Annotated in this window: 25 protein-coding genes; 18 read left to right on the top strand and 7 right to left on the bottom strand. The window is 59.3% G+C overall.

The genetic code is table 11. The features are described 5' to 3' along the window. Positions 1 to 114: 114 nt before the first annotated feature. From AC1MEW_RS18200 to AC1MEW_RS18170, 7 genes are all read left to right on the top strand, one after another. Complete coding sequence (locus AC1MEW_RS18200) at positions 115 to 1,263, top strand: FAD-dependent monooxygenase (protein ID WP_201197527.1); 1,149 nt, start codon at positions 115 to 117, stop codon at positions 1,261 to 1,263. After that, positions 1,260 to 2,066 carry an alpha/beta fold hydrolase gene (locus tag AC1MEW_RS18195; protein WP_323570580.1) on the top strand — a complete coding sequence of 269 codons (807 nt, stop codon included), beginning with the start codon at positions 1,260 to 1,262 and terminating at the stop codon, positions 2,064 to 2,066. Before AC1MEW_RS18200 ends, AC1MEW_RS18195 begins: the two co-directional genes overlap by 4 nt. Positions 2,067 to 2,085: 19 nt before the next feature. After that, positions 2,086 to 2,838, top strand: a complete 753-nt coding sequence (locus tag AC1MEW_RS18190) for a maleate cis-trans isomerase family protein (protein WP_201197525.1) — start codon at positions 2,086 to 2,088, stop codon at positions 2,836 to 2,838. A gap of 235 nt (positions 2,839 to 3,073) precedes the next feature. After that, a complete protein-coding gene (locus AC1MEW_RS18185; protein ID WP_201255061.1) occupies positions 3,074 to 3,706 on the top strand; it encodes an N-carbamoylsarcosine amidohydrolase in 633 nt (210 codons plus the stop codon). A 407-nt stretch (positions 3,707 to 4,113) separates the two neighbouring features. Further along, positions 4,114 to 5,424 carry an MFS transporter gene (locus AC1MEW_RS18180; protein WP_480423082.1) on the top strand — a complete coding sequence of 437 codons (1,311 nt, stop codon included), beginning with the start codon at positions 4,114 to 4,116 and terminating at the stop codon, positions 5,422 to 5,424. Between the two features lie 114 nt (positions 5,425 to 5,538). Next, positions 5,539 to 6,618, top strand: coding sequence for a nucleoside hydrolase (locus AC1MEW_RS18175; RefSeq protein WP_322268729.1), 1,080 nt, complete (start codon positions 5,539 to 5,541; stop codon positions 6,616 to 6,618). A 128-nt stretch (positions 6,619 to 6,746) separates the two neighbouring features. Then, positions 6,747 to 7,220 carry an LEA/WHy family protein gene (locus AC1MEW_RS18170; protein WP_201255064.1) on the top strand — a complete coding sequence of 158 codons (474 nt, stop codon included), beginning with the start codon at positions 6,747 to 6,749 and terminating at the stop codon, positions 7,218 to 7,220. A 76-nt stretch (positions 7,221 to 7,296) separates the two neighbouring features. Here AC1MEW_RS18170 and AC1MEW_RS18165 read toward each other — a convergent pair whose 3' ends face one another. Next, positions 7,297 to 8,220 (bottom strand): carbon-nitrogen hydrolase family protein, encoded by a 924-nt coding sequence (locus AC1MEW_RS18165; RefSeq protein ID WP_322268730.1) that lies wholly within the window; start codon positions 8,218 to 8,220, stop codon positions 7,297 to 7,299. A gap of 85 nt (positions 8,221 to 8,305) precedes the next feature. Between AC1MEW_RS18165 and AC1MEW_RS18160 the strand changes: the two genes are divergently transcribed. Next, the gene (locus tag AC1MEW_RS18160) at positions 8,306 to 9,241 is read left to right on the top strand and encodes a LysR family transcriptional regulator (protein ID WP_322268731.1); all 936 of its coding nucleotides are present in this window, start codon (positions 8,306 to 8,308) and stop codon (positions 9,239 to 9,241) included. Positions 9,242 to 9,335: 94 nt separating this feature from the next. Here AC1MEW_RS18160 and AC1MEW_RS18155 read toward each other — a convergent pair whose 3' ends face one another. After that, a complete protein-coding gene (locus AC1MEW_RS18155) occupies positions 9,336 to 9,587 on the bottom strand; it encodes a hypothetical protein (RefSeq protein ID WP_201197520.1) in 252 nt (83 codons plus the stop codon). Positions 9,588 to 9,751: 164 nt separating this feature from the next. On the opposite strand from AC1MEW_RS18155, the gene AC1MEW_RS18150 reads away from it, so the two are divergent. Further along, positions 9,752 to 10,069, top strand: a complete 318-nt coding sequence (locus tag AC1MEW_RS18150) for an ElaB/YgaM/YqjD family protein (protein ID WP_201203276.1) — start codon at positions 9,752 to 9,754, stop codon at positions 10,067 to 10,069. Positions 10,070 to 10,205: 136 nt separating this feature from the next. Here AC1MEW_RS18150 and AC1MEW_RS18145 read toward each other — a convergent pair whose 3' ends face one another. Then, positions 10,206 to 11,237, bottom strand: coding sequence for an Ldh family oxidoreductase (locus AC1MEW_RS18145; protein ID WP_480423079.1), 1,032 nt, complete (start codon positions 11,235 to 11,237; stop codon positions 10,206 to 10,208). 221 nt (positions 11,238 to 11,458) lie between these two features. Here AC1MEW_RS18145 and AC1MEW_RS18140 point away from each other — a divergent pair, with 221 nt between their 5' ends. Further along, entirely contained in the window at positions 11,459 to 12,070 is a 612-nt protein-coding gene (locus AC1MEW_RS18140; protein ID WP_480423077.1) for a hypothetical protein, read from the top strand. A gap of 199 nt (positions 12,071 to 12,269) precedes the next feature. Beyond that, entirely contained in the window at positions 12,270 to 13,271 is a 1,002-nt protein-coding gene (locus tag AC1MEW_RS18135) for a FecR family protein (RefSeq protein WP_480423074.1), read from the top strand. A 56-nt stretch (positions 13,272 to 13,327) separates the two neighbouring features. Here the strand turns inward: AC1MEW_RS18135 and pvdQ are convergent, their stop codons facing one another. Further along, entirely contained in the window at positions 13,328 to 15,673 is a 2,346-nt protein-coding gene (pvdQ, locus tag AC1MEW_RS18130; RefSeq protein ID WP_480423072.1) for a bifunctional acylase PvdQ, read from the bottom strand. 308 nt (positions 15,674 to 15,981) lie between these two features. Between pvdQ and AC1MEW_RS18125 the strand changes: the two genes are divergently transcribed. Next, positions 15,982 to 16,386 carry a fe2+ zn2+ uptake regulation protein gene (locus tag AC1MEW_RS18125; RefSeq protein ID WP_201204052.1) on the top strand — a complete coding sequence of 135 codons (405 nt, stop codon included), beginning with the start codon at positions 15,982 to 15,984 and terminating at the stop codon, positions 16,384 to 16,386. Here the strand turns inward: AC1MEW_RS18125 and AC1MEW_RS18120 are convergent. After that, positions 16,376 to 16,564: a hypothetical protein gene (locus AC1MEW_RS18120; protein WP_059405111.1), complete on the bottom strand. Its 189-nt coding sequence runs from the start codon at positions 16,562 to 16,564 to the stop codon at positions 16,376 to 16,378. The genes AC1MEW_RS18125 and AC1MEW_RS18120 overlap by 11 nt on opposite strands. 521 nt (positions 16,565 to 17,085) lie before the next feature. Beyond that, positions 17,086 to 18,012, bottom strand: coding sequence for a LysR family transcriptional regulator (locus AC1MEW_RS18115; protein WP_201255071.1), 927 nt, complete (start codon positions 18,010 to 18,012; stop codon positions 17,086 to 17,088). Positions 18,013 to 18,131: 119 nt separating this feature from the next. Between AC1MEW_RS18115 and AC1MEW_RS18110 the strand changes: the two genes are divergently transcribed. Next, a complete protein-coding gene (locus AC1MEW_RS18110; RefSeq protein ID WP_201255072.1) occupies positions 18,132 to 19,127 on the top strand; it encodes an aldo/keto reductase in 996 nt (331 codons plus the stop codon). 45 nt (positions 19,128 to 19,172) lie between these two features. On the opposite strand, the gene AC1MEW_RS18105 is transcribed toward AC1MEW_RS18110, so the two are convergent. Beyond that, complete coding sequence (locus AC1MEW_RS18105) at positions 19,173 to 19,691, bottom strand: hypothetical protein (RefSeq protein WP_322268736.1); 519 nt, start codon at positions 19,689 to 19,691, stop codon at positions 19,173 to 19,175. Between the two features lie 402 nt (positions 19,692 to 20,093). On the opposite strand from AC1MEW_RS18105, the gene AC1MEW_RS18100 reads away from it, so the two are divergent. The 5 genes from AC1MEW_RS18100 to AC1MEW_RS18080 all read left to right on the top strand — a co-directional run bounded on the left by AC1MEW_RS18100 (position 20,094) and on the right by AC1MEW_RS18080 (position 25,404). Then, on the top strand, positions 20,094 to 22,085 hold the full coding sequence (locus tag AC1MEW_RS18100; RefSeq protein WP_201204055.1) for a methyl-accepting chemotaxis protein: 1,992 nt from the start codon (positions 20,094 to 20,096) through the stop codon (positions 22,083 to 22,085). Between the two features lie 258 nt (positions 22,086 to 22,343). Further along, complete coding sequence (locus AC1MEW_RS18095; protein WP_322268737.1) at positions 22,344 to 22,790, top strand: DUF411 domain-containing protein; 447 nt, start codon at positions 22,344 to 22,346, stop codon at positions 22,788 to 22,790. Continuing rightward, positions 22,790 to 23,224, top strand: a complete 435-nt coding sequence (locus tag AC1MEW_RS18090; protein WP_201204059.1) for a YqaA family protein — start codon at positions 22,790 to 22,792, stop codon at positions 23,222 to 23,224. The genes AC1MEW_RS18095 and AC1MEW_RS18090 overlap by 1 nt, the downstream gene beginning before the upstream one ends. 193 nt (positions 23,225 to 23,417) lie before the next feature. Then, complete coding sequence (locus AC1MEW_RS18085) at positions 23,418 to 24,437, top strand: alpha/beta fold hydrolase (protein ID WP_322268738.1); 1,020 nt, start codon at positions 23,418 to 23,420, stop codon at positions 24,435 to 24,437. Positions 24,438 to 24,450: 13 nt separating this feature from the next. After that, positions 24,451 to 25,404 (top strand): D-2-hydroxyacid dehydrogenase family protein, encoded by a 954-nt coding sequence (locus AC1MEW_RS18080; RefSeq protein ID WP_480423070.1) that lies wholly within the window; start codon positions 24,451 to 24,453, stop codon positions 25,402 to 25,404. Positions 25,405 to 25,775 lie beyond the last annotated feature (371 nt).

The raw sequence follows: 25,775 nt of genomic DNA, 5'->3' as shown, positions 1-25,775 counted from the left end.
ACTGAAAATTAATTTTTCCAGACGGCTCTTTCTTTTTCAAAAATACAGCGTATACACTTTAAAAACCTTGCGGCGACCCAGCCAGCGACCATTCGAAGAAGAGGAACAAGCCCCATGGCCCAAACACAAAAAATCGCCATCGTCGGTGCAGGTCTTGGCGGTGCAGCCGCTGCGACGTTGCTGCAACAAGCCGGGTTTCAAGTGGACATCTACGAACAGGCCCCGGAGTTCTCCCGTCTCGGCGCCGGGATCCACATGGGTCCCAACATCATGAAAATCTTCCGGCGCATGGGCATCGAGCAGCAGCTCGACCTGATGGGCTCGCACCCGGATCACTGGTTCAGCCGTGACGGCTTGAGCGGCGACTACCTGTCACGCATCCCGCTGGGGGATTTCGCCCGCAAGGAATACGGCGCGTCCTACGTCACCGTGCACCGCGGCGACCTGCACGCCTTGCAGATGTCGACGATCAAACCCGGCACCGTGCACTTCAACAAACGCCTGGAAACCCTCGAAGAAACCGACAGCCAGGTGCGCCTGACTTTCAGCGATGGCGAAGTCACCTACGCCGACATCGTCATCGGCGCCGACGGGATCAATTCGAAGATTCGTGAAGAGCTACTCGGCCCGGAAAAACCGCTGTACAGCGGCTGGGTCGCGCACCGGGCGCTGATCCGTGGCGATCAACTGGCCAAGTACGATTTGAAGTTCGAGGACTGCATCAAGTGGTGGACTGAGGACCGGCACATGATGGTCTACTACACCACCGGCAAGCGCGACGAGTACTACTACGTGACCGGCGTGCCGCACCCAGAGTGGGATTTCCAGGGCGCGTTCGTCGATAGCAGCCGCGAAGAGATGTTTGAGGCGTTCCAGGGTTATCACCCGACCGTTCAGGCACTGATCGAATCCACCGAGAGCGTGACCAAATGGCCGCTGCGCAACCGTAATCCTCTGCCGCTGTGGAGCCGTGGACGCCTGGTGTTGCTGGGCGACGCCTGCCACCCGATGAAACCGCACATGGCCCAGGGCGCCGGCATGGCCATCGAAGACGCGGCGATGCTCACCCGCTGCTTGCAGGAAACCGGCCTCGGCGACTACCGCACCGCGTTCGAACTCTACGAAGCCAACCGCAAGGAACGCGCCTCTCGCGTGCAGTCGGTGTCGAACGCCAACACCTGGCTGCGCACTCAGGAAGATCCGGCCTGGGTCTACGGTTACGACCTGTACGCCCAACCGCTGAAATCGGGGGTGGCCGCGTGAGCACTTTCGTCCACGGCGGCAACGTCCAGGCCAACGGTATTCGCCAGCATTACCTGCGCTACGGCGGTAAAGGTCCGGCGCTGGTTTTGATTCCCGGCATCACCAGCCCGGCGATCACTTGGGGCTTTGTCGCGGAACGCCTCGGCGAGCATTTCGACACCTATGTGCTCGATGTTCGCGGCCGCGGCCTCTCCTCCACGGGCCCGGAACTGGACTACAGCGCGGACGCCTGCGCCGACGATATTGGCGCTTTCGCCCAAGCCTTGAAGCTCGACAACTATCACTTGGTCGGCCACTCGATGGGCGCGCGGTTTGCAGTGCGCAGCGCCGTGAAGCATCCGGCCGGGGTCAATCGTCTGGTGCTGATCGACCCTCCAGTCTCAGGCCCTGGCCGACGCGAATACCCAAGCAAACTGCCGTGGTACGTCGATTCGATCCGCCAGTCGTTGATCGGGATGGATGCCGAGGCGATGCGCGCCTTCTGCGCCACCTGGACCGATGAACAACTGCAACTGCGCGCCGAATGGCTGCACACCTGTTACGAGCCGGCCATCGTCCGGGCCTTCAACGATTTCCACGACGTGGATTTCCATCAGGACCTGCCAAAACTCCAGGCCCCGGCGCTGCTGATGATCGCCGGACGTGGCGGTGTAATTCAGCCCGAGGACGAAGCCGAAATCCTCGACCTGCAACCAAAAATTCGCAGCGTCCACGTCGAAAACGCCGGGCACATGATTCCTTGGGATGACCTCGAAGGCTTCTTCAGCGCCTTCGGTGACTTCCTCGGCCCACGCCTGAACTAAACGCAACGGGAGACTTTATATGCTCAAGCCTTACCGCATCGGCCAGATTGTGCCGAGCTCCAACACCACCATGGAAACCGAGATCCCGGCGATGCTCAACGCACGCCAGTTGATCCGTCCGGAACGCTTCACCTTTCACTCCAGCCGCATGCGCATGAAGCAGGTACGCAAGGAAGAACTGGCGGCAATGGACGGCGAGTCCGACCGTTGCGCCGTGGAACTGTCCGACGCCAAGGTTGATGTATTGGGTTATGCCTGTCTGGTAGCGATCATGGCCATGGGGCTGGGCTATCACCGTAAATCCGAGCAGCGGCTGCGCAAGGCCACCGCCGACAACGACGCCAATGCCCCAGTGATCACCAGTGCCGGCGCCTTGATCGAAGGCCTGAAAGTCATGGGCGCCAAACGCATTGCCATCGTCGCGCCGTACATGAAGCCGCTGACTGAGTTGGTGGTCGATTACATTCGTGAAGAAGGCTTTGAAGTGGTGGACTGGCGAGCGTTGGAGATTCCCGACAACCTCGCCGTCGCCCGACACGACCCGGCGAATCTGCCCGGCATCGTCGCTGGCATGAATCTGGAAGGCGTCGATGTGATCGTGCTCTCGGCCTGCGTGCAGATGCAGTCGCTGCCGGTGGTAGCGCAAGTCGAAGCGCAAACCGGCAAACCGGTGCTCACCGCCGCCATTGCCACCACCTACGCCATGCTCAAGGCCCTGGATCTGGAACCGATCGTTCCGGGTGCCGGCGCCCTGCTCTCCGGCGCTTACTGAGAGGGGCTTGAGCAGATTTTTTGTGGCAAGCGGGATTTTGTGGCGAGGAGGCTTTTGTGGCGAGGGGGTTTACCCCCGTTGGGCTGCGCAGCAGCCCCAAAACAGTCACTGCGATATATCAGACAAAACTCAATGGGGCTGCTTCGCAGCCCAACGGGGGCAAGCCCCCTCGCCACAGGTTATTTGCAGTGCCAGCGAGAGTGTTTGCAATGCCAAAGAATGAGGACGCGATTAAATGAGCGAACAAACCGCCAACGACAACTATCAAGGCGTGTGGGGCCAGCGCATCGGTTTCGGCCAGAAAGCCGCGTTGCTGATGATTGATTTCATGCGCGGCTACACCACCGAAGGCGCGCCGCTGTTCGCCCCCGGCGTGGTCAGCGCGGTGGCGCAAAGCGTTGAACTGCTGGCCAGCGCCCGCCGTCAGGGCATCCCGGTGGTGCACACCAACATCCGCTACCACCCTGGCCATTTCGCCGACGGCGGAATCTGGGTGAAAAAAGCCCCGGTGATGAAAGACATGGTTGAGGGCAATCCTTTGGCGGCGTTCTGCGAAGAAGTGCTGCCTCAGGAAAATGAAGTGGTCATCAGCAAACAGTACGCCAGCGCCTTTTTCGGCAGCAGCCTGGCCTCAATGCTGCACGCTCAAGGAATAGACACCGTGGTGCTGGCCGGTTGCTCGACCAGCGGCTGCATTCGGGCGACGGCGGTGGACGCGGTGCAACACGGCTTCCGCACCATCGTCGTGCGCGAATGCGTCGGCGACCGCCATCCGGCGCCCCACGAAGCCAACCTGTTCGACATCGACAGCAAGTACGGCGATGTCGTCAGCAAACAGGAGACCATCGCCCACTTCGAAAAAATGTAGTGCGTGCCACAAGAACCGCGCCATAGAGCGCAGGTCTTGTCGGGTTTGAATGCAAGATTGCCACTCAGTGTAGACCTGACGTCGAACACTGCCCTGTGGCGAGCGAGCTTGCTCGCGCTGGGCTGCAAAGCAGCCCCAAAATATCGGCAACACAGGCCGTTTTTGCGAGTGCTGCGCACTCGAGCGGGAGCAAGTTCCCTCGCCACAACAGCAGCGTATGACTGGAGGTTTCCTTAGCTGTCCGGCATCGGGCCTGCCAAACCCAAACGTAAAAAACTGAGCCCAACTCGCCCACGAGCGAGCGCCCAGTCTTCTGACACTGCCTTTGGACGTCGCTTTTGCAGCGCGCCAGAGCGCTGGAAAAAGCGGCTGTATAAAAACCATAAGTCACCGCCAGGAGACATCCAATGCCCATTGCGAACGCAGCACCTGCGACCACGGTCGCCGACACGATTCAAGCGCTTTACCACAAGATCACCTGGAAGCTGATTCCGTTCCTGTGTTTCTGCTACCTGGCCGCGTACCTCGACCGGATCAACATCGGCTTCGCCAAGCTACAAATGCTCGATCAACTGCACTTCAGCGAAACCGCGTTCGGCCTCGGTGCCGGGCTGTTCTTTGTCGGCTACATCCTGTTCGAGGTGCCAAGCAACCTGGTGCTGGAAAAGGTCGGCGCGAAGATCTGGATCGCCCGGATCATGATTACCTGGGGCCTGCTCTCAGCCTGCACCATGCTCGTGACCTCAACCACACAGTTCTATGTGCTGCGATTCTTGCTCGGCGCCGCCGAAGCCGGGTTCCTGCCGGGCGTGCTGTATTACCTGACCACTTGGTTTCCGACCTATCGACGCGGCCGCATCATTGCGTTGTTCATGATCGGCTTGCCGCTGTCCAGCGTCATTGGTGGGCCGCTGTCGGGCTGGGTGATGAGTCATTTCGACAATTTTGGCGGCCTGCACGGCTGGCAATGGCTGTTCCTGATCGAAGCGGTGCCTAGCGTGTTGCTCGGCGTGCTGACGTTCTGGGCGCTGCCCAACAGCTACCAACAAGCCAAGTGGCTCAACAACGAAGAGAAAGCCCTGCTGGAGCAGGAGCTGCGCGCTGACGAGGCCAGTGCCGGCGACAGCAAACACAGCTTTCGCGATGGTTTCTTCAACCTGAAAGTCTGGATGCTCGGCGGGATCGACTTCTCGATCCTGCTCAGCGCCTATGCCATGGGGTTCTGGATGCCGACCTTCATTCGCAACGCCGGGATCGTCGATACCTTCCACATCGGCATTCTCACCGCGTTGCCAAGTATCGCCGCGCTGCTGGGCATGCTGCTGATCGGCGCCAGTTCGGACAAACACCGCGAGCGCCGCTGGCACATCATCGTGCCGTTCCTGGTCGGCGCGGCGGCCATGGCCAGTGCGCCGTTCTTCGTCCACAACGTGGTGGCGACCGTGGCGCTGTTCGCCATCGCCTCGGCGGCGATCATTGGCGCGGTGCCGGTGTTCTTCAGCCTACCGGCGACCTTCCTCAAAGGCACGGCGGCGGCCACCGGTTTCGCCCTCGCCTGTTCGTTGGCGAACATCGCCGGGCTGGTCAGCAACTCGTTGATGGGTGTGGCAATTGACGTCACCGGCAGCAGCGCCGGGGCGCTGTGGTTCTTCGCCGGTTGCCTGATCCTCAGCAGCTTCCTGGTGATCGCCTTGCCGGCGAAACTGGTTAACCGCTGACACACCAATGCTTTTGTAGGAGCACGGCTCGCCGGCGAAAGCGATTTCAAGGATGCCTTCGCGGGCAAGCCTCGCTCCTACAGGTATTCATTCCAAATTATCAGGTGAGTATCCATGCAACGTTTGATCAAACGCTGTGCCCTGCTTGTCGCCGCCGGCCTCTGCGCCGGGTCTCTGCAAGCGGCGGAAAAAGTCATCTTCGACACCGACTTCAACGTCCTCAACGATGACGGACAGGCCTTCATCATGCTCGCCCAGCTTCACGCGCAAAAACGCATCGATCTGCTCGGCATGACCCTGGTCAGCGGCAACGCCTGGGTCGATCAGGAACAGGTTGACGCGCTCAAAGCCGTCGAGCGTATGGGCGTGGAAAAGGACATCGGGGTGTACTCCGGCGCGGCCTACCCGCTGCTCCACGACTTCGCCACCTACGAGCAGGAAAAAGCCCTGTTCGGCGCCGGTTGGCCGGGGGCGTTCAAGGCGCCACGCCCGACCTCCGCCACGCAACTGGTCGCGCCTCCGGATGGCCTGGCGACGCACACCCAACTGCGTAAAGAGACCGCCGCGCAGTTCATCGTCGACAGCGTGCGCGCCAATCCCCATGAAGTAACGCTGCTGGCGGTCGGGCCGCTGACCAACATCGCGCTGGCGATCCGCTCCGCGCCAGACATCGTGCCGTTGATCAAACGCATCGTGTACATGGGTGGCGCCCTGGAGATTCCGGGCAACACCACGCCGGCCGCCGAATTCAATTGGTGGTTCGATCCCGAGGCGGCGAAGATTGTCCTTCGCTCGCCCATCGAACATGTGATCTTCCCCAACGATGTTTGTGAAAAGGTCACCTTCGATGGCTCGATCTACAAACGGGTGATTGCGCAACCGGGACCGATTGCCGACCTGTACAAACATGAATTCGGCCCACTGTTCAGCAAGGACCCGGCGTATCACAGTTTCACCTGGGACAGCCTGCCAGCGCTGTTTCTGGTCGAGCCGAGCATCGTCACCGAGTCCCGCGACTTGTGGGTAGATGTGGACGCGCAGTTCGGCGCCGATTACGGCCGGGCGCTGGGCTACAAGAAAAGCCCGCCGGTGGGCACGCAAAAAGCCAAGGTGGTGTTCGCCATCGACCAGAAGAAATTCTGGGATGGCTACGTAAGTCTGGTGACCTTGCCGACACCGGTAAAGGGCAACTGAAACCGCTCGCAATCATGAACAAGTGACAGCCTTCGGCGAACCCCTCACAGTGAGCGTGGTCGCACAGGTGAGCCGCCAGATATTGTTCAATGGCGGTTCAGTCCCTTTTTCTGTCGAGAGCCTTTTACATGCGCAGACTCCTTGCCCTGTCCCTTTCCTTGCTGTTGCTCTCACTGAGCGCCTGCGCGCTGTTCCCCAATCGTGATCCGCTGAACATCAACGTGGTCGGCATTGAACCGCTGCAAAGCCAAGACCTGGAAGTGCGTTTCGCGGTGAAGATCCGCCTGCAGAACCCAAATGAAACCGCCATCGACTACAACGGCGTGGCACTGGATCTGGAAGTCAACGGCCGACCCTTGGCGTCCGGCGTCAGCGATCAGTCGGGGACGATTCCGCGATTTTCCGAAGCCGTGCTGACCGTACCGGTGAGCGTCTCGGCGTTCTCGGTATTGCGCCAGACCCTAGGCCTGAGCCAGACCCAAAACCTCGACAACCTGCCCTACGTGCTGCGCGGAAAACTGGCCGGCGGGTTGTTTGGCACGATGCGGTTTGTTGATACTGGCAAACTGAGTTTCCCGGGGTCGAGCGCAGCAACCTGGTGAACAGTTGCTGGATTTTTAGTGACTGACAGGCCGCCATCGCGAGCTAGCTCGCGATGGCGCCAGATCAGTCAACATCTTATGCGGTGAAGCGCACGCCGGGTTTGGCGCGCTCATCGACGCTCAACTCAAACACATCCGGGCGCGCATAGTGCCCGACCACGTCGAAGTCATAACGGGCGCGGATCAACTCGTCGGTGTCAATTTCGGCCGTCAGTAAACCGGGCCCTCCCCGCAACGGCCCGGCCAAAATATCGCCCATTGGCCCGACGATCACGCTGCCGCCGGCAATCAATGGCCGATCCGCCGGCCAATTGGCGATGTCCACGCCCAACGCTTGCGGCGAGTCCTGCACCTGACAAGCACTGACCACAAAGCAGCGGCCTTCATGGGCAATGTGACGCATGCTGACCTGCCACATCTCCCGCTCATCCACCGTCGGCGCGCACCAGACCTCCACGCCTTTGGCGTACATCGCAGTACGCAGCAACGGCATCATGTTTTCCCAGCACACCACCGCCGCAAGCTTCCCGACCTGACTGTCGATCACCGGCAGCGTCGAACCATCGCCCTTGCCCCAGATCAGCCGTTCGGTGCCGGTCGGCATCAGTTTGCGGTGCTTGGCTACCAGCCCGGCCTGCGGATCGAAGTACAGCGCGGCGCAATGCAAGGTGCTGCCCGCGCGTTCGATCACGCCAATCACCAGATTGGCCCCGGTACGCGCCGACAATCCAGCCAGAGCTTCGGTCTCGACGCCGGGCACATCGATGGCGTTGGCGAAATAGCGTGCGAACGCCTCACGCCCCTCGGGCAGGCGATAACCGAGTTGCGTGCCGAAGGACTCGCCTTTGGGATAGCCGCCCAACAGCGCTTCCGGCATCACCACCAGCGCGGCGCCGGACTCCATGATTTGGGTTTCCCAGGAAAGGATCTGCTCCAGTGTTTCACCCTTGCCGCCGGGCAAAGCGCCGATTTGCAGGGCCGCAACAATTGACTTGGGCATCGTGATAACTCCGTGGGCAATGAGGTGTTGCTCATTCTCGGCCGTCGCCGGATCATGAATAAAGCCCCGTTCGCTGCTGAATGATATGAACCTTATGAATATCGCCACCGTCGACCTCAACCTGCTCAAAGTCTTCGAAGCCCTGCACGAGGAGTCCAGCGCCAGCCGTGCCGCCCTGCGCCTGGGCGTCACGCAATCGGCGGTCAGCGCCGCGTTGCGGCGTCTGCGGGCGTTGTATGGCGATCAGTTGTTCGTCCGCACCGGCCGGGGGTTGTCACCGACCCTGCGGGCCAATCAATTAAAACCGGTGGTCAGCGATGCGTTGAACAAATGCCGGCAGAGCCTCGCGATGGTCGATCCGGCGGCCAATCATTACGAGGGACGCTCGGTCACCGTGGGCCTGTCGGACGATTTCGAGATGGCCTACGGGCGGCGATTGATTGAAGAAATCGCCCAGCGTGCGCCAAAACTGCGGCTGATTTTCCGCCAGACCCACAGCCAGATCGTCGCCCATGCCTTGCTCGACCGCAGTATCGATCTGGCGATCACCGCCGGCGGCTTTGCCGAGCGCTTGCTCAGTCGCCAGGTGCTGGGCGAAGGGGGTTATCTATGCCTGGTGGACCCGCTCAGCCTGGCCGAAGGACAGCAAACCATCAGCCTGGAAGAATTCGTCGCGCGGGAACACATTCTGGTGTCATCGGGTGGATTTATCGGGATTACCGATGAAGGGCTGGCGGCGTTGGGACTGAGTCGCCGGGTGTGCGCCTCGACCACGCACTTTGCGGCGTTGCCGTATTTGCTCAAGGGCAGCCAAGCGGTGGCGACCATTCCGGCCCATGCCGCGCAAAGCATCGCGGCACTCAGTAGCCTGGCGCTGCTGCCCTGCCCGCTGGCGCTGCCGCGTTACCCGATCGAACTGGGCTGGCGCACCAGCACGCAGCTTGATCCGGTGGTATTGAAGGTGCGCGAGGCGATTGTCGCGAGCTTTGCGCAGGAGCTGCCGAAGGCTGCGATCTTTTGATCTTACTTTTTAAGAACAAGATCAAAAGATCGCAGCCTTCGGCAGCTCCTACAGGGGTTGGTGCCAAAAACGGGAACGGCAGTTCACGTACAGATTATTTAGCGGCCATCAGACGATTGACTTCGCTGCGCACCATGTTGGCGAACTCGGGCGGCGACATCAGATCAAGCTCGGCGCGAACCCATTCGGCCCATTTGCCTTTGCGCTTGGCCCGCTCACCGAACAACCGCGCGGCTTCGCCCTTGGACTTGCCCAGGTTGCTTTGCCAGAGGTCGAACAGACGGGATTTTTCGTCTTCCAGCGCAGCGCGCTCGGCAAGGGGTTTGTCGGCCAGATTGAAGCTCATGGAAAATTCCTGCTGCGTAAATAGGCGACATCTTACACTGTAGGACGAAATTTCCGGCCCTGGATTTTTCTTCAGGTTGGTGTCGGGATGCAAATTTACTGCAACTTTTCCAACCCCGGCAGACTCCATTGTTCACTGCCCACTTACCCGCAAGGAGTTACTCAATGGCCCGCAAAACCAACGCACAAGCCGCCGCAGACCAAATCAAGGATCAGGCATTCAGTGAACTTCAGGCACTGATCGAAGAATCCGACAAACTGCTCAAAAGCAGCTCCTCACTGGTCGGAGAGGAAGCAGAAACACTTCGTGGGCAAATCGCCCTGAAACTGCAGCAGGCGCTGGATTCAGTCTCCAGCGTCCGTGAGCGGACCAAACCGGCGGTCGATGCCACTGAAACCTACATTGGTGGCCATCCGTGGCAGACCGTAGCGATTTCCGCCGGTTTCGGCCTGGTGGTCGGGTTGCTGCTGGGTCGTCGTTAATTCCCATGAATTAACTGCACACCACAAACCCTGTGGGAGCGGGCTTGCTCGCGAATGCGGTGTGTCATTCAGCATTGATGTTGACTGACACTCCGCATTCGCGAGCAAGCCCGCTCCCACATTTACGATGCCGAGTTCAGAGCCCCGCGAGTTCCCGCAAACTTGCCAACACTCCAGCCTCCAAATGAATACCTTCAGCCGCAGACCTGGCGCGCTGATGATGACGCCGATCCCCCGGCAATCGCTTGAGCCCGACACCGTGCATCTGCCGTACCAATTCCTGGCTGCGCTCGGCGAAGTTTTGCCCGGCGGCCTTGCTCGGATCGATCACGATCAGCAGTTGCCCGGTCCACGGTGTCTTGGCCCCGGGATGGTTCGACCAGTCGAACTCGAAGGAAAAATTGCCGCCAGTCAACGCGGCCGCCAGCAACTCCACCATCATCGACAGCGCTGATCCCTTGTGCCCGCCAAACGGCAGCAACGCGCCACCTTCAAGAATCGCTTTCGGGTCCTGGGTCAGCTGACCAAGGCTGTCCACGCCCATGCCCGGCGACAAGCGCTCGCCTTTGCGCGCGGCAATCTGTACGTCGCCATGAGCAATGGCGCTGGTGGCCAGGTCGAAGACAATCGGCTCACCGTCGGCCCGAGGGGCAGCGAAGGCGATCGGGTTGGTGCCGAACAACGGTCGATCGGCACCGTGAGGCACCACGCAGGTCATGCTGTTGACCACGCTCAAGGCGACCAGCCCTTCATAGGCAAAGGGCTCGACATCCGGCCAGAGGGCGGCGAAGTGATGGGAGTTGCGGATCGCCAATACCGCAATCCCGGCGCTGCGGGCCTTTTCGACCAGCAAGGCGCGGGCAGCGGCCAACGCGGGTTGGGCAAAACCGTTCGCGGCATCGACCCGGACGAAGCCCGAGGCGACATCCTCGACCACCGGCACGGCCTGGCCATTGACCCAGCCGCTTTGCAGTGTCGACACATACCCGGGAATGCGGAACACACCATGGCTGTGGGCGCCATCGCGCTCGGCGCCGGCGCAGTTGAGGGCCAGCGTGCTGGCGACATCCGCCGAAGTACCGTGACGCAGAAAGATTTGCTCAAGCAACTGGACGAGTGAATCAAAATCGAGGGTTTGCGCGTTCGGGTTGACGGGTGTTGCGGTCATCTGAGGCTCCAGTTTTATTATTGAGTTCGGGCTACAGGCTGAAACGGGGTTGCGCGGCAACCCACAAAACGTCGCCGATTAAGCGCTGTTTTAGAGGGGTCCTGTCAAGCCTCGGAAAAATGATCAGCTCAAGCAATATGTACCGCACTCAGACTTTGTATCGACCGTACTGTTTTTCCTCAATCCAACTGCCGGTGCTCACGGCACACAGAGGAAAAACCATGACGGCTCCCCCGCTACCGTATTTTTTTGACGCGGCCGAACTCGCATCCAACGCCAAGCAGCCTGGTGATCGAGAAAAAGCCCTGGCCTTTACCCTCGACGACCTCACGTGGCTGCAGGCGGTTTACCTCGCCAACCACGCATCCCGCGCGACCAACCTGCCCGGGATGCATGTCCATCGACTGCTGTTGACCGCTGACGCCGGCTCACCGATCACCCTGACCGGGGCGTTTGTCATGAGTAAACCCGACGATGGCGAAGCAACGCTCTATACGCCATGGAAAGGCCTGATCAAATTCGCCGACATCGCCGACCTCAACAGCAAACTCGAACAATGGCTGACCGAGCCCGCCGGCAAACGCGAGTTACTGCGATATCTGTCCGTCGAACAGCGTTGCACCGCCCTGGCCGCAAAGACGTTAAGCGTGTCTACGCAACAAATCGACGGGGCAGTCTTTCAGGACCAGGAAGCGCTCATCGAGCGCAATCAACAACACAACATCACGACGATGCTGGCTGAACTGCTCAAGCTCCCGACGCTGCAGTCGATGCTCGATACCGTGCTGAAAAACGCATTGACCAAGCGCTTTGCGGCACTGGACCAGCGCTGAGCAAGCTTGCCGTGGCAATTAAGGCTGCAAAGGTTCTTTTGATCATTTTTTCACTCCATTTGTGGATAGTAGGCGTGCATGTCCTGTTTTTTTGGCCGTCACCGGGGAAAATAAATTCCACTTTGATGGGCAATTGCCATGACGGATGTTCTCGCCGCCTTACCCGCAAGGTTAGAATGCAGCAAATCAGGATGAGTCAATGACCGAACACTCTCTCTCGGAAGCCGAATACGACGCCGTCACCGATGCCGCTGCGCACTGGTGCATGCGTCTGCACGCCAACGACTGCACTGCCGAGGAGCGTCAGGCGTTCGAACAATGGCACGACGCTCATCCGCTGCATGCGTTCGAGTACGAAGCCATGCTGGAGATCTGGGACGTAGCCGGCGACTTGCCGCGCCCGGCGTCCACCACGCCAGCGCTGCCCGTCAGACCTTCAACACCGTGGCGCTCCCTGGGTATCGCCGCGGCTGTCTGCGCAGTGGCACTGCCGCTGGCGGCGTACACCGGCTGGAACCTCGGCTGGCTGCCCAACGCCTACCAGCACTTCGAAACCACCGACAATGTCCGTCAGGTCACCCTGAGCGATGGCAGTCAGGTGGAACTGAACCTGGGCACCGAACTGACCTTCCGTAATTACAAGGATGAGCGTCGGGTCACGCTGAAAAAAGGCGAGGCCTTCTTCAGTGTCAGCCATGACATGACTCACCCCTTCATCGTCAAAGCGGCCGAAGGCAGGATTCGGGTCACCGGTACCCAATTCAACGTCTGGCTGTATGAAGATCAAGTGCGGGTGAACCTGATTGAAGGCTCGGTATTGGTCACCAGCAATGACACCCTTAACGGGGACGGTTTGCAGTTGGGACCAGCGATGCAGGCGCATTTTCGACACGGCGACTTCATGCCGCAGATCAGTCAGACCTATACCAACGACCAGTCTCTGGCGTGGCGTAGCGGCAAACTGGTGCTCGATGACCTGCCGTTGAGCGAGGCATTGCCGCTGATCAATCGCTACCTGAGCAAGCCGATAATGGTGGCCGATAAAAGCACGGCATCGATCCGCCTCGGTGGCATTTACAACATCAAGGAACTCAACAATCTGGTGGCCTCCCTGCCCAAGGTTTTGCCGGTGTACCTGACCCGCAACGAGAGCGGCAACCCGGTGCTCAATTCGATTCCGCAACAAACGCCAAAAAGCTGAAGGCCGCGCCCCCTGAGGGTTGCGGCCTTCATGTTCGCTGCCAGCGCAACTGGTTTTTACTGTGCAGCCACCTTCCCTGAGTTTTCATCCGACTCGCGAATCGTCTGCACCTGATACTGCGGATCAGACTTGATCTGCTGTTCGGTAAACGGCAACACGCTCAGCTGTTTCTTCGAGAACGCCAGCGTCTGGTCCCGTGAATATTTCGAAGCCGGATCACTGGACAACGAGAACGCCAGCAAACCCTGAGCATGTGGACCTTTTTCATCGAAGGTCACGACTTGCAGGTAACTGGTGCCACTGACCACTTCGAGTTTGCCGTCGGTTCTCGGCACGCTTTGAATGGCGTTATAAACGCCCAGCGTGCCGGGCCCACCGTGGATCGGTGTCTGCTGCCCGCCGCTGCTGACCACTTGAATATCGCCCCAGCGGCTGTCGGGCTTGAGCCCCATCTTGTTGGTCAGTTCCAACGATGCGAGCATCGCTTCGCGTATGGCTTTGGCCACTTCTGCCCGCTCGAACGCCAACCCGCGAGGGGTGTGCTGCGCGTCTTTCGGGTCGAAGGCGACGCGCCAGATGTCGGGCGTTTGCTGCAACGCCTCCATGACATTCTGGAAATGCACCAGGCCCACGCCGCTGTCCAGATTTGCCCGGCCATCCCACGCCTTCAAACTGGCACATAACGGTGCGAGGATCGCCGCATCGGCGCCCAGGTCGGCACTGCAGAACTGCAACAGGTCCGGCATGACTTGCGCCGCCTGATACACCTGATCATCCATGACCATTCGCTGCAAATCCGCAGCGGCCACCGGCCCGGCCTTGGCCAGCGAACCCAGGCGATCCAGCGCGAAGCGCGAGCGCAGCCCCAATGGCTGACTGTCCTGGCTGATCAATGGCGAGAAGCCGGTCAATGGCTGCGCCGGGTTGGCCAGCCAGGCGGAATCGTTGGAATGCTGCACAAAGTCTTTGCGCAACAGTTGCGGCAATTTGTCTGCCGCATAAATACCCTTTTGCGCGGCGTTCGGATCGATGTCCCAGGCGCAGGTGCTGTTGGAGCCGTCGAGCACGATCATCTTCAACCCGGCGCGCGGATCGCTGCACTTGGCCAGTTTGTCGGCATTGACGTTCGGCACCACCGACAGGTTCATGTAAAGCGTCTGTCCCTGATCGTCCGCCGCCAGAGTGTTGACCCACGGAATGCCCTGAATCTTGTGCACCGACGCCTGCAAATCCTTGAGGCTGGTAGCGCGGTTCATCGCATACCACTGCTGCAAGACGCGGTCATTATCCAGGTTGGCATCGCGCAGGCTGTAGGCGAACTGGTTATCCCAATCGAGCTTGCCGGGCCATTGCACGACTGGGCCAAATACCGAACTGTAGATCACGTGGGACATCGGCTTGATCTGGCCATCCGGCTGTTTCACGTTCACCGTCAGGGTCTGTTGATCCAGTGGCAGGGACTTGCCGTCCAGCAGGTAACGGGTCGAATCCTTGGGGTCCAGTTGCAGGCGATACAAGGTGAAATGCTTGGACGCATCGACGGTGTGCGTCCAGGCCAGGTGCTGGTTGAAACCAATGTTGATCATCGGCAGACCGGGCAGCGCAGCGCCCATCACATCCAGCTTGCCGGGAATGGTCAGGTGCATCTGGTAAAAGCGCATTCCGCCCACCCAGGGGAAATGCGGGTTGGCCAACAACATGCCGCGACCGTTGAACGAGCGCTCACTGCCGATCGCCACCGCGTTACTGCCGCGATCCAGTGCAAATCGCTGCTGATGCGTGTCGGCCAGTTGAAATGCCTGCGCAGCGTTCGCCACGTGAGCGACGGCCGCTGGTGGTGTGGCGCCGGCCAGGGCTTCGGCAAACTGCCCGACGCCGCCTTCGACCAACAAGCGACGCGTGAGCTTCACCAGATCCTGGGCCGCAATCGGGCGCACCCAGTCACCTTGGCATTGCGCTGGCAAACCCTGGGCCTGACGCTCGGCCAGCGAGCGGTTGTAGCCCGCCACATAACCATCGATGAGATCGCGTACTTCAGGGGTTTGCGCCTGCCAGAAACCAGCTACGGCCTGCGGTGTGTTCAGCCAGTTGAAAAACAGGTCGCTGGCCAGGTTGGCGCGCTCTTCAAGCGTGAATTGATCCGGGCCGAAATACCGTGATCGTTCGCCGTTGACGGTGACGATCTCGTTGGCCATCAGGCACAGGTTGTCCTGAGCGTAGGCGTAGCCGATACCGTAGCCGAGCCCGCGCTCGTTTTCGGCGCGAATGTGCGGCACACCGAAACTGGTGCGGCGAATATCGACGGCCGAAGGTTCTGGCTGGCTGCGGGCGTTTGCCGCAAGGCTGAGCCCCAGCAACACACCTGCAAGACTTAACCCGGTTAACTGCCTGCTAATAATCACGCGCGCTCCTGATGCATAAGACGACGACCAGGATCGGGACGGTTTGACGCCCACACAGCTACACCGAACCTGGCCTAGGAAAATCACACCCTGCGATCTACAAGGAATGTGCCTGGCCTTAGGAACGAAAAAATCATCAGGAAATTTAGGCGCCGTAAACACTCGTCCGATGCCGTATCACATCCCGCCGACATGGCATCGACAAATTTTCTACATTACAGCCTTCATGATTTGCTTGGCTCATTCGTCTTAATGATGGAGAGCACCTTCACTTCTTCCTGATCAGGCTCTGATAAGGAGTTTTTTGCATGTACAACTCGCATCTGCCAACGGACGGTAGCCGTGCGTCAAAGGGTATTGCCATGAATCCTGGCCCCGGAATGTTCGAACACAGGACTGATCGCCACGCAAACGAACGAATCAGAGTGCTGCTCAAGAGCTTTGGCCTGAGAACCAGCCTGATTCGCCTGAAAGTCATCGACGCCTTGCTGAGCGCCGCAGAAAGCGAGCGCAGCCTGGGCGTGCGCGGCGTACACACACATTTGCTGGACCTGGATATTCCCCTGTCCTTCCTGAGTGTGCGGGAGGTATTGAAGCGCTTGTGCATTGAGGGCGTGATCACGCTCAATCCGGACAAAAGCTACAGCCTGCATCCGCAGGCCATTGCCATTCTCTGCGGTGAACCCGCCTCGGGTGCGTCGCTTAAGGCTTGACCTTGCGGCGCATCACGCCATTTACCACCACCACGATCACTGCCACGCCAATGGCGATGTACTGAAACAGCTTCTCGCTGATGACCCCTGTATTTTGCAGATACGAAAGGCCGAACATGATCCCCAGGACCACCAGGGAGATCAGAATCGAGTATTTCAAACGTTGCGATTGGGTCATTGCGGGTTCCTGAACCTTGAAATGTATCCGGTTTGTATCCGCTTGCATGCCAAGCGCCTACCTTTGTACGGGGATGAACGGCAGCAAACGAAGTCTCATGTTACAGACGATGAAGTGTTTTGGCTTCATCGCGGCGATAACCATGAGGATTTTGAAATGCTCCGTCGAATCACACTGCTGATTCCCCTGATCGCTCTACTTTCCCTGAGCGGCTGTATCATTTTCCCCCACGGAGGCTGGCACGGTGACCGCCATTATGATCGTGGCGGACCGGGTTATTACGAACATCGGTAGTCCATTCCCTTGAACAACGTGTAAGACAAAATAGCTTTTTTAATCAGCCCTGAACAAATGCCCGCCCTGTTGCGGGCATTTTTCTTACAGCCGATTTTTCGTGTTTTTGGGTCCTTGACGCCTTCTACTCTTAACGCAACCCGAGCACGTGCAATACATGGCAATCCATTGAAACCCCACGCATCCATCGGACACTGGAGCACCCAAGCGATCCCCCGGCCAATCGTTCAGCGGCCTGATTCGCTGCGGTAAAAGTGCTGGCCCGGTTGTGCACAGAGTTCAACCAGCCAATCGACAAATACCCGCACCCGCCGGGACAACTGGCGGTGTGGCGGGTACAGCGCCGTAAGCGGCATGGCCGGCGGCGGTGCGTCGCTGAGCACTTGGCACAGACGCCCTTCCTTCAGTTGCCGGGCAACGTGATAGTACGGGGCCTGGACCAAACCATACCCGGCCTCACACGCGGCCATGTAACCGTCAGCGCTGTTGACCGAAACCTGCTTGGGCAAATCGAGTTGCTGCAACTGTCCCTCGACCACAAACTCCAGCCCGAAGCGCGCGCCGGTGGTAGCAGAGAAATACTCCACCATCTGATGGCCCGGCAAATCGGCCAGGCACTGGGGTGTGCCGTGACGTTGCAAGTACTCGGGGCTGGCGCAGGTCACCTGATCCAGCATCACCAGCGGCCGCGCCACCAGCGAGTCATCCATGGGCGAACCACCCCGCAGCACGCAGTCCACACCTTCGCGAATCAGGTCTACCGTGCGGTCATTCAAACCGATTTCCAGTTCGATCAACGGGTACCTGGCAGTGAACTGCGGCAATGCAGGGATCACGATCAACCGCCCTATCCCCGCCGGCATATCCACTCGCAGCAAACCCTTGGGGTTGTGCCGGGCAGCGGAAAATACCGCTTCGACTTCCTCAAGATCCGCCAGCAAACGCACGCACCGTGGGTAATACGCCGCGCCGTCGAGCGTCAGGCTGATCTGCCGGGTGGTTCGCTGCAGCAGTTGCACACCCAGATGGGCTTCAAGCTGCTTGATCAGAATGGTCACCGAGGCACGGGGCATTTGTAGGCTGTCGGCAGCCTTGGCGAAACCGCCCAGTTCGACGATCCGGGTAAACACGCGCATGGCGTTGAGACGGTCCATGGTTCGGGCTCAGTGGGTAATTATTTAGAAATAACGAATAGTGATAGCAGTTTTAGCTGGTTTATCTGGTTTCTGTCGAGGTGAACAATGGTGGCTCACATTTTCAAGGAGCTGATCTCATGCAAACACGTCAACTGGGCAAGAACGGACCGCAAGTGAGCGCCATCGGATTAGGCTGCATGGGCATGACCGATTTCTACACCACCGGCACCGACACCCGCGAAGCCACCGCCACCCTGCACCGGGCGCTGGAGCTCGGCATTAACCTGCTCGACACCGCTGACATGTACGGCCCGCATACCAATGAAGAACTGATTGGCAAAGCCATCGTCGGCAAGCGCGACCAAGTGTTCCTCGCCAGTAAGTTCGGCATCGTTCGCGACCCGGCCAACCCCTCAGCACGGGGTGTCGACGGTCGGCCGGAATACATTCGCAAGTCCATCGACGGCACCCTCAAGCGCCTCGGCGTGGATACCCTGGATTTGTACTATCAGCACCGGATCGACCCGCAAGTAGCCATCGAAGAAACCGTCGGCGCGATGGCCGAGCTGATCAAGGCCGGCAAGGTCCGCTACCTGGGTTTGAGCGAAGCATCGGCCGCCACGCTTGAACGGGCGCACAAGGTGCATCCGATCAGTGCACTGCAAAGTGAATACTCGCTGTGGAGCCGCGATCAGGAAGACAACGGTTGCCTGGCCGCGTGTCAGCGCCTGGGCATCGCTTTTGTCCCGTACAGCCCGCTGGGCCGTGGCTTTCTGACCGGTGCGTTGAAAAGTCCGGACGACTTTGCAGCTGACGACTACCGCCGCTTCAGTCCGCGTTTTCAAGGGGAGAACTTCGGGAAAAACCTGCAACTGGTGCAGCAAGTCGAGGCGCTGGCCGCCGACAAAGGCGTGACTGCCGGGCAACTGGCGTTGGCCTGGGTCCTGGCGCAAGGCGATTACTTGATCCCGATTCCCGGGACCAAGCAACGTAAATACCTGGAGGAAAATGTCGCAGCGCTGGAGGTGAAACTGAGTGCTGGCGAGTTGCAGGCGCTGGAAGCGATATTCCCGGCCAACGCCACCGCGGGCTTGCGCTACCCGGAAGCGGTGATGCAAATGCTCGACCGCTGATCAACCGGTTTCTGGCCCGTTCAACGTATTGAGCGGGTCAGAAGATTACTTGTCCTTCTTCTTGACCGTCGAGCCGTTGGTTTCGCCGTAGGTCTTGAGGTTCTGCAGCACGTAGATTGCTTTTTTGTACTCAGGGACCAGGTAGTTAGCGTACTTGTTGCCCTTGAGGTTGTTGGTCTGGATGTTATCCAGTTGAACGGCAAAGTACTCCAGGGCGTTGAACTTCGCATCGGGGTCGGTCGGAACACCGAATTTATCGAATTTGGAGCCTGCGTTCAGCAACGTCAGGGCGGTCACATCGCCGATGATGCCCTTCTGCTTCAGGTAGGTGCTCATGTTGCTTAACTGCTTGACCGAGATGTTTTCCGGATCGAAGCCCTTGACCTGCTTGAACAATGATTGAGCATCCATTTTCGCCCGGTCGAGCACCAGCGGATTGGTGCCCACCATGGATAGGATCTCTCGCACCTTGGCACTTTGGGTTACTGGTTTGGCATTGGGCGAACCCTGGCGAAGCAGCACTCCCGGTTTGGCAGTCCAGTTGCCGACCAGACCGATAGTCATGACCGTGCTCCTGACAGCGCGACGATATTCCAATGTCCGTGCGACATAAAAAATCCTTGTTTAAGCGAGATGAATGCGCGGAAGTATCGGCGCGATGAGAATGCCTACCTACAAGTATTTCGCCTTTTTACAATTTTTGTACATTTACGATACAAATCACTGAAGCCCCTGTTTCATTGGCCTACACGATATTTTTCATTTTGGTATAGCCGAGGCATCGCTGTCATATCCATCTGATCTTGCTTATTTGTACCAAGACCGTTACTCACCATCCGTCCTCCTAACACCTTTCTTGTACGTCCGTACCTAAAGCTCACCCCAAGCGGGCCGATAAAGCTTCGAAGCCCGCCATTTTCGAAATCCGAATCCCAACAATAAAAACGCAGCACAAGGACCGGTCCCATGCCCGCATTCCGTACCATTCAGGCTCGCTACACGCTGTTTCTGGTCCTGTTCATCCTGCTGCTTTCGGTACTCACGGTGGTGGGTATCAGCCAGTTGGTCGCGCCGAAACTGCGCCATACCGAAGAACAGGTCGCCCTCAACCGCATTGCTGAAGTTGCCGAGCAAATCCAGGGCGAACTGAACAAGGTGCAAGCCCAGCAACGCAGCATCACCCAGACCATACCCCTGCTCGACAGCGCCGCCATTGATACGGTGCTGCCCGGTTTGGTGGACCAGTACGGCGAGCTGAAAGTGTTTGGTGGCGGGATCTGGCCTTTGCCCGGCCAACGTGAAGCGGGACGCAACAAGTTCAGCACCTTCTGGCACCGTGACAGCTCCGGCAAACTGGCCGTCAACACCTTCTGGAACAGCGACGCCGCGCCCAACTACTACGACCAGAGCTGGTACAAGGGCGGCATGCAAACCCCGCGCGGTCAGTGCGCGTGGGCTGCCGCCTATAAGGATGACGCCAGTGCCGAGCCGCGCACCAACTGCGCGATGGCCATTCAGAAAAATGGCGTGGCCTACGGTGTGTCGACCATCGACGTGACCCTGGGCTTCTTCAACGATCTGATCGCACGCAAGGAAAAAGACCTCGGTGCCGAAATGCTGATCGTCGAAGCCGACGGCAAAATCATCAGCAACAGCTCACGCATCAGCGGGCCGGTCGTGCTGAAGAACATCAGCGAACTGGCCGGCAACTCGCCGTTCGCCAGCCAGGTCAAGGCGGGCCTGCAAAACCGCGACCAGGCGCAGCGGGTCGAATTCGACAACAACGGCGAAGCCAGCACCTTCTTTATGCGCCCGATCGAAGGCACGCCGTGGTTCCTCGCGACTGCCCTGCCGACCAAGCTGATCACCGCTCAACGTGACGATGTATTGAACACCTTGAGCCTGTTGCAGATTCCGATGGTGATTCTGTTGGTTCTGCTGCAGATCTACGCGATTCGCCAACTGATTCATCGCATGAAAATCCTCAAGGCCAACATCGATGCACTGTCTGCCGGCGATGCCGACCTGACCAAGCGCATCACCATCCGTGCCGAGGATGAACTGGGCGCCATCGGCCACTCGGTCAACGCCTTCATCATCTACTTGCAGAACATGATTGGCGAAGTCACCCAAGCCACCGGCGCCATGGCTTCGGGTCTGGACAACCTGCAACGCACTTCCGCGCACACCAGTCAGATTCTGGTGCGTCACGCCTCGGAAACCGATCAGACCGTTACTGCCATCACCGAAATGAGCTCCACCGCCGACAGTGTCGCGCAGAACGCCGCTGAAACTGCTGCTTTCACCCAGCGCGCCAGCGAACACGCGGATCGCTCGCGGGTTGTGGTCGGCGAAGCTTCCAGCAGTGTCGTGGCGCTGATTGATGAAGTGGCCAGCGCCACCCACAAAGTTGAAAACATGCAGCAGGACGCACAACGGATTACCGAGATTCTCGGGGTGATCGGCGCGATTGCCGGGCAAACCAACCTGTTGGCGCTCAACGCGGCAATTGAAGCGGCACGCGCCGGTGAACAGGGCCGGGGCTTTGCGGTGGTGGCCGATGAAGTCCGCGCCCTCGCCGCCCGGACCCAGGCCAGCACCTCGGAAATCAACGAAATGCTCAAACGCCTGACCCAAGGCGTGAGCTCTTCGGTGGCGGCCATGGAAAACACCCAGGCCAGCTGCCAATCCGCTGCGGATGCCACAGCGCGGGTCAACTCCGGCCTGGATGAAATGGCCGGCTCCGTCAGCCATATCAACAGCCTGAGCACCCAGATTGCGACCGCCGCCGAGCAGCAAAGCGCCGTGACCGAAGAGATCAACCGCAGCATGGTACAGATCCGCCATATGGTTGATGAGTTGGTTAAAAGCGGTCATGCCAGTGAACTCAACACTCAGCAGTTGCTGGAAGCGAATAGCCGGGTGAGCGCGATCATGGGGCGGTTCAAGGTTCGTTAACCCTTTAGCTGACTGACGAAGCTCCCTGTGGCGAGGGAGCTTGCTCCCGCTGGGCTGCGAAGCGGCCCCTCTTCAGACAGATCCTGCACTCAGATCTTGCGACGGTTGCGCCGCCGAACGGGAGCAAGCTCCCTCGCCACAGAAAGCCTCGTACATCACACCATCCTGCATTACTTCGAAACACTCTCGCCCCTCTTTGTTGGTTAAAGTAGTCAAAATGCCTCTTTTTTTGACCGCCCTCCGAGTCGAGATCCTCCCATGCGAACCCATCTGCGTCTGATCGCCCTAAGCGCCCTGTTTATCTCCTCCCTGGCCCAGGCCGCCGATCTGATCCCCATCGAAGTACACCGTGATGCCAATTGTAGTTGCTGCAAAAAATGGATCAGCCACCTCGAAGCCAACGGCTTCAAGGTCGAGGATCACGTCGAAGCCAACATGAGCGAGTTCAAGCAGCAGCACGGCGTGCCGCCACGCCTGGCGTCCTGCCACACGGCGCTGATCAACGGCAAGTTCGTCGAGGGTCATGTGCCGGCCGAGCAAGTGCTGGCCCTGAGCAAGCGTGACGATCTGCTGGGTGTGGCGGCTCCCGGCATGCCGATGGGCTCGCCCGGTATGGAAATGGATGGCATGAGCGACGCCTATCAAGTCATCGGCCTGACCAAGACCGGCACCGACGTGGTGGTGGCGGACTACCCCGCCCATTGATGTTCGGCGCGTACATCGGGCTTTTTTTTGCGGCGTTCGGTGCGGCGACGCTGCTGCCGTTGCAGTCCGAAGCGGTGCTGGTGGGGTTGTTAATCAGCGATCGTTACTGGATCTGGGCACTGTTGGCGGTCGCGACCCTGGGCAATGTCCTCGGCTCATTGCTGAACTGGTGGCTGGGACGTGGCATCGAGCGCTTTCGCGAGCGGCGCTGGTTTCCGGTCAGCCCCCGGCATCTTGAAACGGCCCGAAAGCATTATCAGCGCTACGGTCATTGGTCGTTGCTGCTCAGTTGGGTGCCTGTGATCGGTGATCCGCTAACCCTGGTGGCTGGCGTCATGCGTGAGCCCCTGGGGCGATTCCTGCTGATCGTGAGCCTCGCCAAAGGCGCCCGTTATGCGGTGCTGGCCCTGATAACACTCGGCTGGATGGGTTAAAAACTGTGGGAGCGAGCTTGCTCGCGAAAGCTGTGTATCAGCCAACATTTATTTTGAAGCTGCCGGCCTCTTCGCGAGCAAGCCCGCTCCCACATGGATTGCATTGGCTGACCGGCATTGAGTCATTGCCTGTTATTAATGTCACCCTAATCGTGCCCTTCCAGCATCCGCAGATTTCCCACGGAGTTCTTCTATGACCCTCTCACGCTGGCTGCCCTGCCTGCTGCTGACCGCCACTCTACCCATCCTGGCTCACGCCGAAGGTCCGGAATATGGACCGGAACTCCAGGGCTTCGAGTATCCCTACACGGTCAAGCATTTTGCCTTCCAGTCCCAGGGTAAATCCCTGCAAATGGGTTACATGGACGTCGCCGCCCATGGCAAGGCCAACGGGCGCAGTGTGGTGCTGATGCATGGCAAGAATTTCTGCGGCGCGACCTGGGACAGTTCGATCAAGGCCCTGAGCGAGGCCGGCTACCGAGTGATCGCCCCGGACCAGATAGGCTTCTGCACCTCCAGCAAACCAGACAATTACCAATACACATTCCAGCAACTGGCGACCAACACCCAGAAGCTACTCAAGGCCCTGGGCATCCAGAAGGCCACCTTGGTCGGGCACTCCACCGGCGGCATGCTCGCCACCCGTTATGCGCTGCAATACCCGGAACAAGTCGAGCAATTGGCGCTGGTCAATCCCATCGGCCTGGAAGACTGGAAAGCCCTCGGCGTACCGTATCGCACCGTCGATCAATGGTATGAACGGGAGCTGAAAGTCACCGCCGACGGGATCCGCACCTATGAACGCAACACCTATTACGCCGGGCGCTGGAAGCCGGAGTTCGATCGCTGGGTCGACATGCTCGCCGGCCTGAACAAAGGCCCGGGGCATAAACAAGTGGCGTGGAACTCGGCGCTGATCTACGACATGATCTTCACCCAGCCAGTGTTCTACGAGTTCAAGGACCTGAAAATGCCGACCTTGCTGCTGATCGGCACCTCCGACACCACGGCCATCGGCAGCGACATCGCCACCCCCGAGGTCAAGGCGAAGCTCGGTCACTACGACGTGCTCGGCAAGCAAGTGGCAAAACTGATTCCACACTCGACCCTGGTGGAATTCCCGGGCATGGGCCACGCACCGCAGATGGAAGAGCCGACGCAATTTCATCAGGCCCTGCTCGACTGGCTGAACAAAACCAACCCTGTTCGTTGATGAGGTAAGGCTGATGGCTGTGCAGATTGCGGTGATCGATGACTGGCAGGACGTGGCCAGCGGCGTGGTGGACTGGTCGGTGCTGGACAGCATCGGCGAGGTGAGCTTTATCCATGACTACCCGGCCGACAACGACGCACTGGTCGAACGCCTGGGCGCGTTCGAGGTGATTTGCGTGATGCGTGAGCGCACGCGCTTCGACGAAGACCTGCTGCGCCGCCTGCCCAAACTCAAGCTGCTGGTCACCGGCGGTATGCGCAACGCGGCGCTGGATCTGAAAGCCGCTGCTGCGCTGGGCATTCAGGTCAGCGGCACCGACAGTTACAAGCACGCCGCCCCGGAACTGACTTGGGCGCTGATCATGGCCGCGACCCGCAACCTGATGGTCGAAGCCAATGCCCTGCGTGCCGGTCTTTGGCAGCAAGGCTTGGGCGGCGACCTGCACGGCAAGACCTTGGCGATTCTCGGTCTGGGCAGCATCGGCAAACGCGTGGCGCAGTTCGGTCAGGTCTTCGGCATGCGGGTAATCGCCTGGAGCGAAAACCTCACCGCCGAACGCGCCGCCGAATCCGGCGTGAGCTACGTCAGCAAGCAGGAACTGTTCGAACAAGCCGATGTGCTGTCGGTACACCTGGTGCTCAGCGAGCGCAGCCGCGGGATCGTTGATGCCCAGGCGCTGGACTGGATGAAACCCACGGCGCTGCTGGTCAACACCGCACGCGGGCCGATTGTCGATGAAACGGCACTGATCAAGGCACTGCAGAAAAAGCGCCTGGCGGGCGCGGCGCTGGATGTGTTCGAGCAGGAGCCGTTGCCCGAAATGCATCCGTTCCGCACGCTGGACAACGTGCTGGCCACACCGCATGTCGGGTATGTCAGCCGGCAGAATTACCAGCAGTTCTTTTCGCAGATGATCGAGGATGTTCAGGCCTGGGCGGCGGGCGCGCCGATTCGTTTATTGAGCTGAAACCGCGTCATCGTTCATCGCGAGCAAGCTCGCTCCCACAGGGATCTAGGGTGTACACAAAATGTGCGTCCACAACACTTCCCCTGTGGGAGCGAGCCTGCTCGCGATGAGGCCCTGACAATCACCACACCCCTCAAACCCTACGCACCACAACAGTGCAAAACCCCATTTCCCCTTCGCACACTCATGTGTCTCCCACGTGACATTTTGGCCCGCGATCAAAAATAAACCTGCACTTCGTCGGTGCGTTTGCCCTCCAAGTCGGTACGTCCGTACCTCTTTAAACCGATTGTCGAACAATTTTGCCATCTGGCCTGTGACGCTCTAAGTTCTGGCCTAGACTGATTTCGCGGGTCGAAACCGGTCGGTCA

The sequence above is a fragment of the Pseudomonas sp. ASL4 genome (genome assembly GCF_056680395.1).
Note: the sequence above shows the minus strand (reverse complement) of the source record. Positions and strands in the feature narration are given on the sequence as shown.

Coding starts and splice junctions, on each gene's coding strand:
- AC1MEW_RS18125 (WP_201204052.1), top strand. CDS start 15,982: ATGTACAACTCGCATCTGCCAACGGACGGTAGCCGTGCGTCAAAGGGT.
- AC1MEW_RS18160 (WP_322268731.1), top strand. CDS start 8,306: ATGAACCTTATGAATATCGCCACCGTCGACCTCAACCTGCTCAAAGTC.
- AC1MEW_RS18165 (WP_322268730.1), bottom strand. CDS start 8,220: ATGCCCAAGTCAATTGTTGCGGCCCTGCAAATCGGCGCTTTGCCCGGC.
- AC1MEW_RS18095 (WP_322268737.1), top strand. CDS start 22,344: ATGCGAACCCATCTGCGTCTGATCGCCCTAAGCGCCCTGTTTATCTCC.
- AC1MEW_RS18180 (WP_480423082.1), top strand. CDS start 4,114: ATGCCCATTGCGAACGCAGCACCTGCGACCACGGTCGCCGACACGATT.
- AC1MEW_RS18110 (WP_201255072.1), top strand. CDS start 18,132: ATGCAAACACGTCAACTGGGCAAGAACGGACCGCAAGTGAGCGCCATC.
- AC1MEW_RS18090 (WP_201204059.1), top strand. CDS start 22,790: ATGTTCGGCGCGTACATCGGGCTTTTTTTTGCGGCGTTCGGTGCGGCG.
- AC1MEW_RS18150 (WP_201203276.1), top strand. CDS start 9,752: ATGGCCCGCAAAACCAACGCACAAGCCGCCGCAGACCAAATCAAGGAT.
- AC1MEW_RS18135 (WP_480423074.1), top strand. CDS start 12,270: ATGACCGAACACTCTCTCTCGGAAGCCGAATACGACGCCGTCACCGAT.
- AC1MEW_RS18120 (WP_059405111.1), bottom strand. CDS start 16,564: ATGACCCAATCGCAACGTTTGAAATACTCGATTCTGATCTCCCTGGTG.
- AC1MEW_RS18175 (WP_322268729.1), top strand. CDS start 5,539: ATGCAACGTTTGATCAAACGCTGTGCCCTGCTTGTCGCCGCCGGCCTC.
- AC1MEW_RS18185 (WP_201255061.1), top strand. CDS start 3,074: ATGAGCGAACAAACCGCCAACGACAACTATCAAGGCGTGTGGGGCCAG.
- AC1MEW_RS18115 (WP_201255071.1), bottom strand. CDS start 18,012: ATGGACCGTCTCAACGCCATGCGCGTGTTTACCCGGATCGTCGAACTG.
- AC1MEW_RS18085 (WP_322268738.1), top strand. CDS start 23,418: ATGACCCTCTCACGCTGGCTGCCCTGCCTGCTGCTGACCGCCACTCTA.
- AC1MEW_RS18100 (WP_201204055.1), top strand. CDS start 20,094: ATGCCCGCATTCCGTACCATTCAGGCTCGCTACACGCTGTTTCTGGTC.
- AC1MEW_RS18105 (WP_322268736.1), bottom strand. CDS start 19,691: ATGACTATCGGTCTGGTCGGCAACTGGACTGCCAAACCGGGAGTGCTG.
- AC1MEW_RS18155 (WP_201197520.1), bottom strand. CDS start 9,587: ATGAGCTTCAATCTGGCCGACAAACCCCTTGCCGAGCGCGCTGCGCTG.
- AC1MEW_RS18145 (WP_480423079.1), bottom strand. CDS start 11,237: ATGACCGCAACACCCGTCAACCCGAACGCGCAAACCCTCGATTTTGAT.
- AC1MEW_RS18170 (WP_201255064.1), top strand. CDS start 6,747: ATGCGCAGACTCCTTGCCCTGTCCCTTTCCTTGCTGTTGCTCTCACTG.
- AC1MEW_RS18200 (WP_201197527.1), top strand. CDS start 115: ATGGCCCAAACACAAAAAATCGCCATCGTCGGTGCAGGTCTTGGCGGT.
- AC1MEW_RS18140 (WP_480423077.1), top strand. CDS start 11,459: ATGACGGCTCCCCCGCTACCGTATTTTTTTGACGCGGCCGAACTCGCA.
- AC1MEW_RS18080 (WP_480423070.1), top strand. CDS start 24,451: ATGGCTGTGCAGATTGCGGTGATCGATGACTGGCAGGACGTGGCCAGC.
- AC1MEW_RS18190 (WP_201197525.1), top strand. CDS start 2,086: ATGCTCAAGCCTTACCGCATCGGCCAGATTGTGCCGAGCTCCAACACC.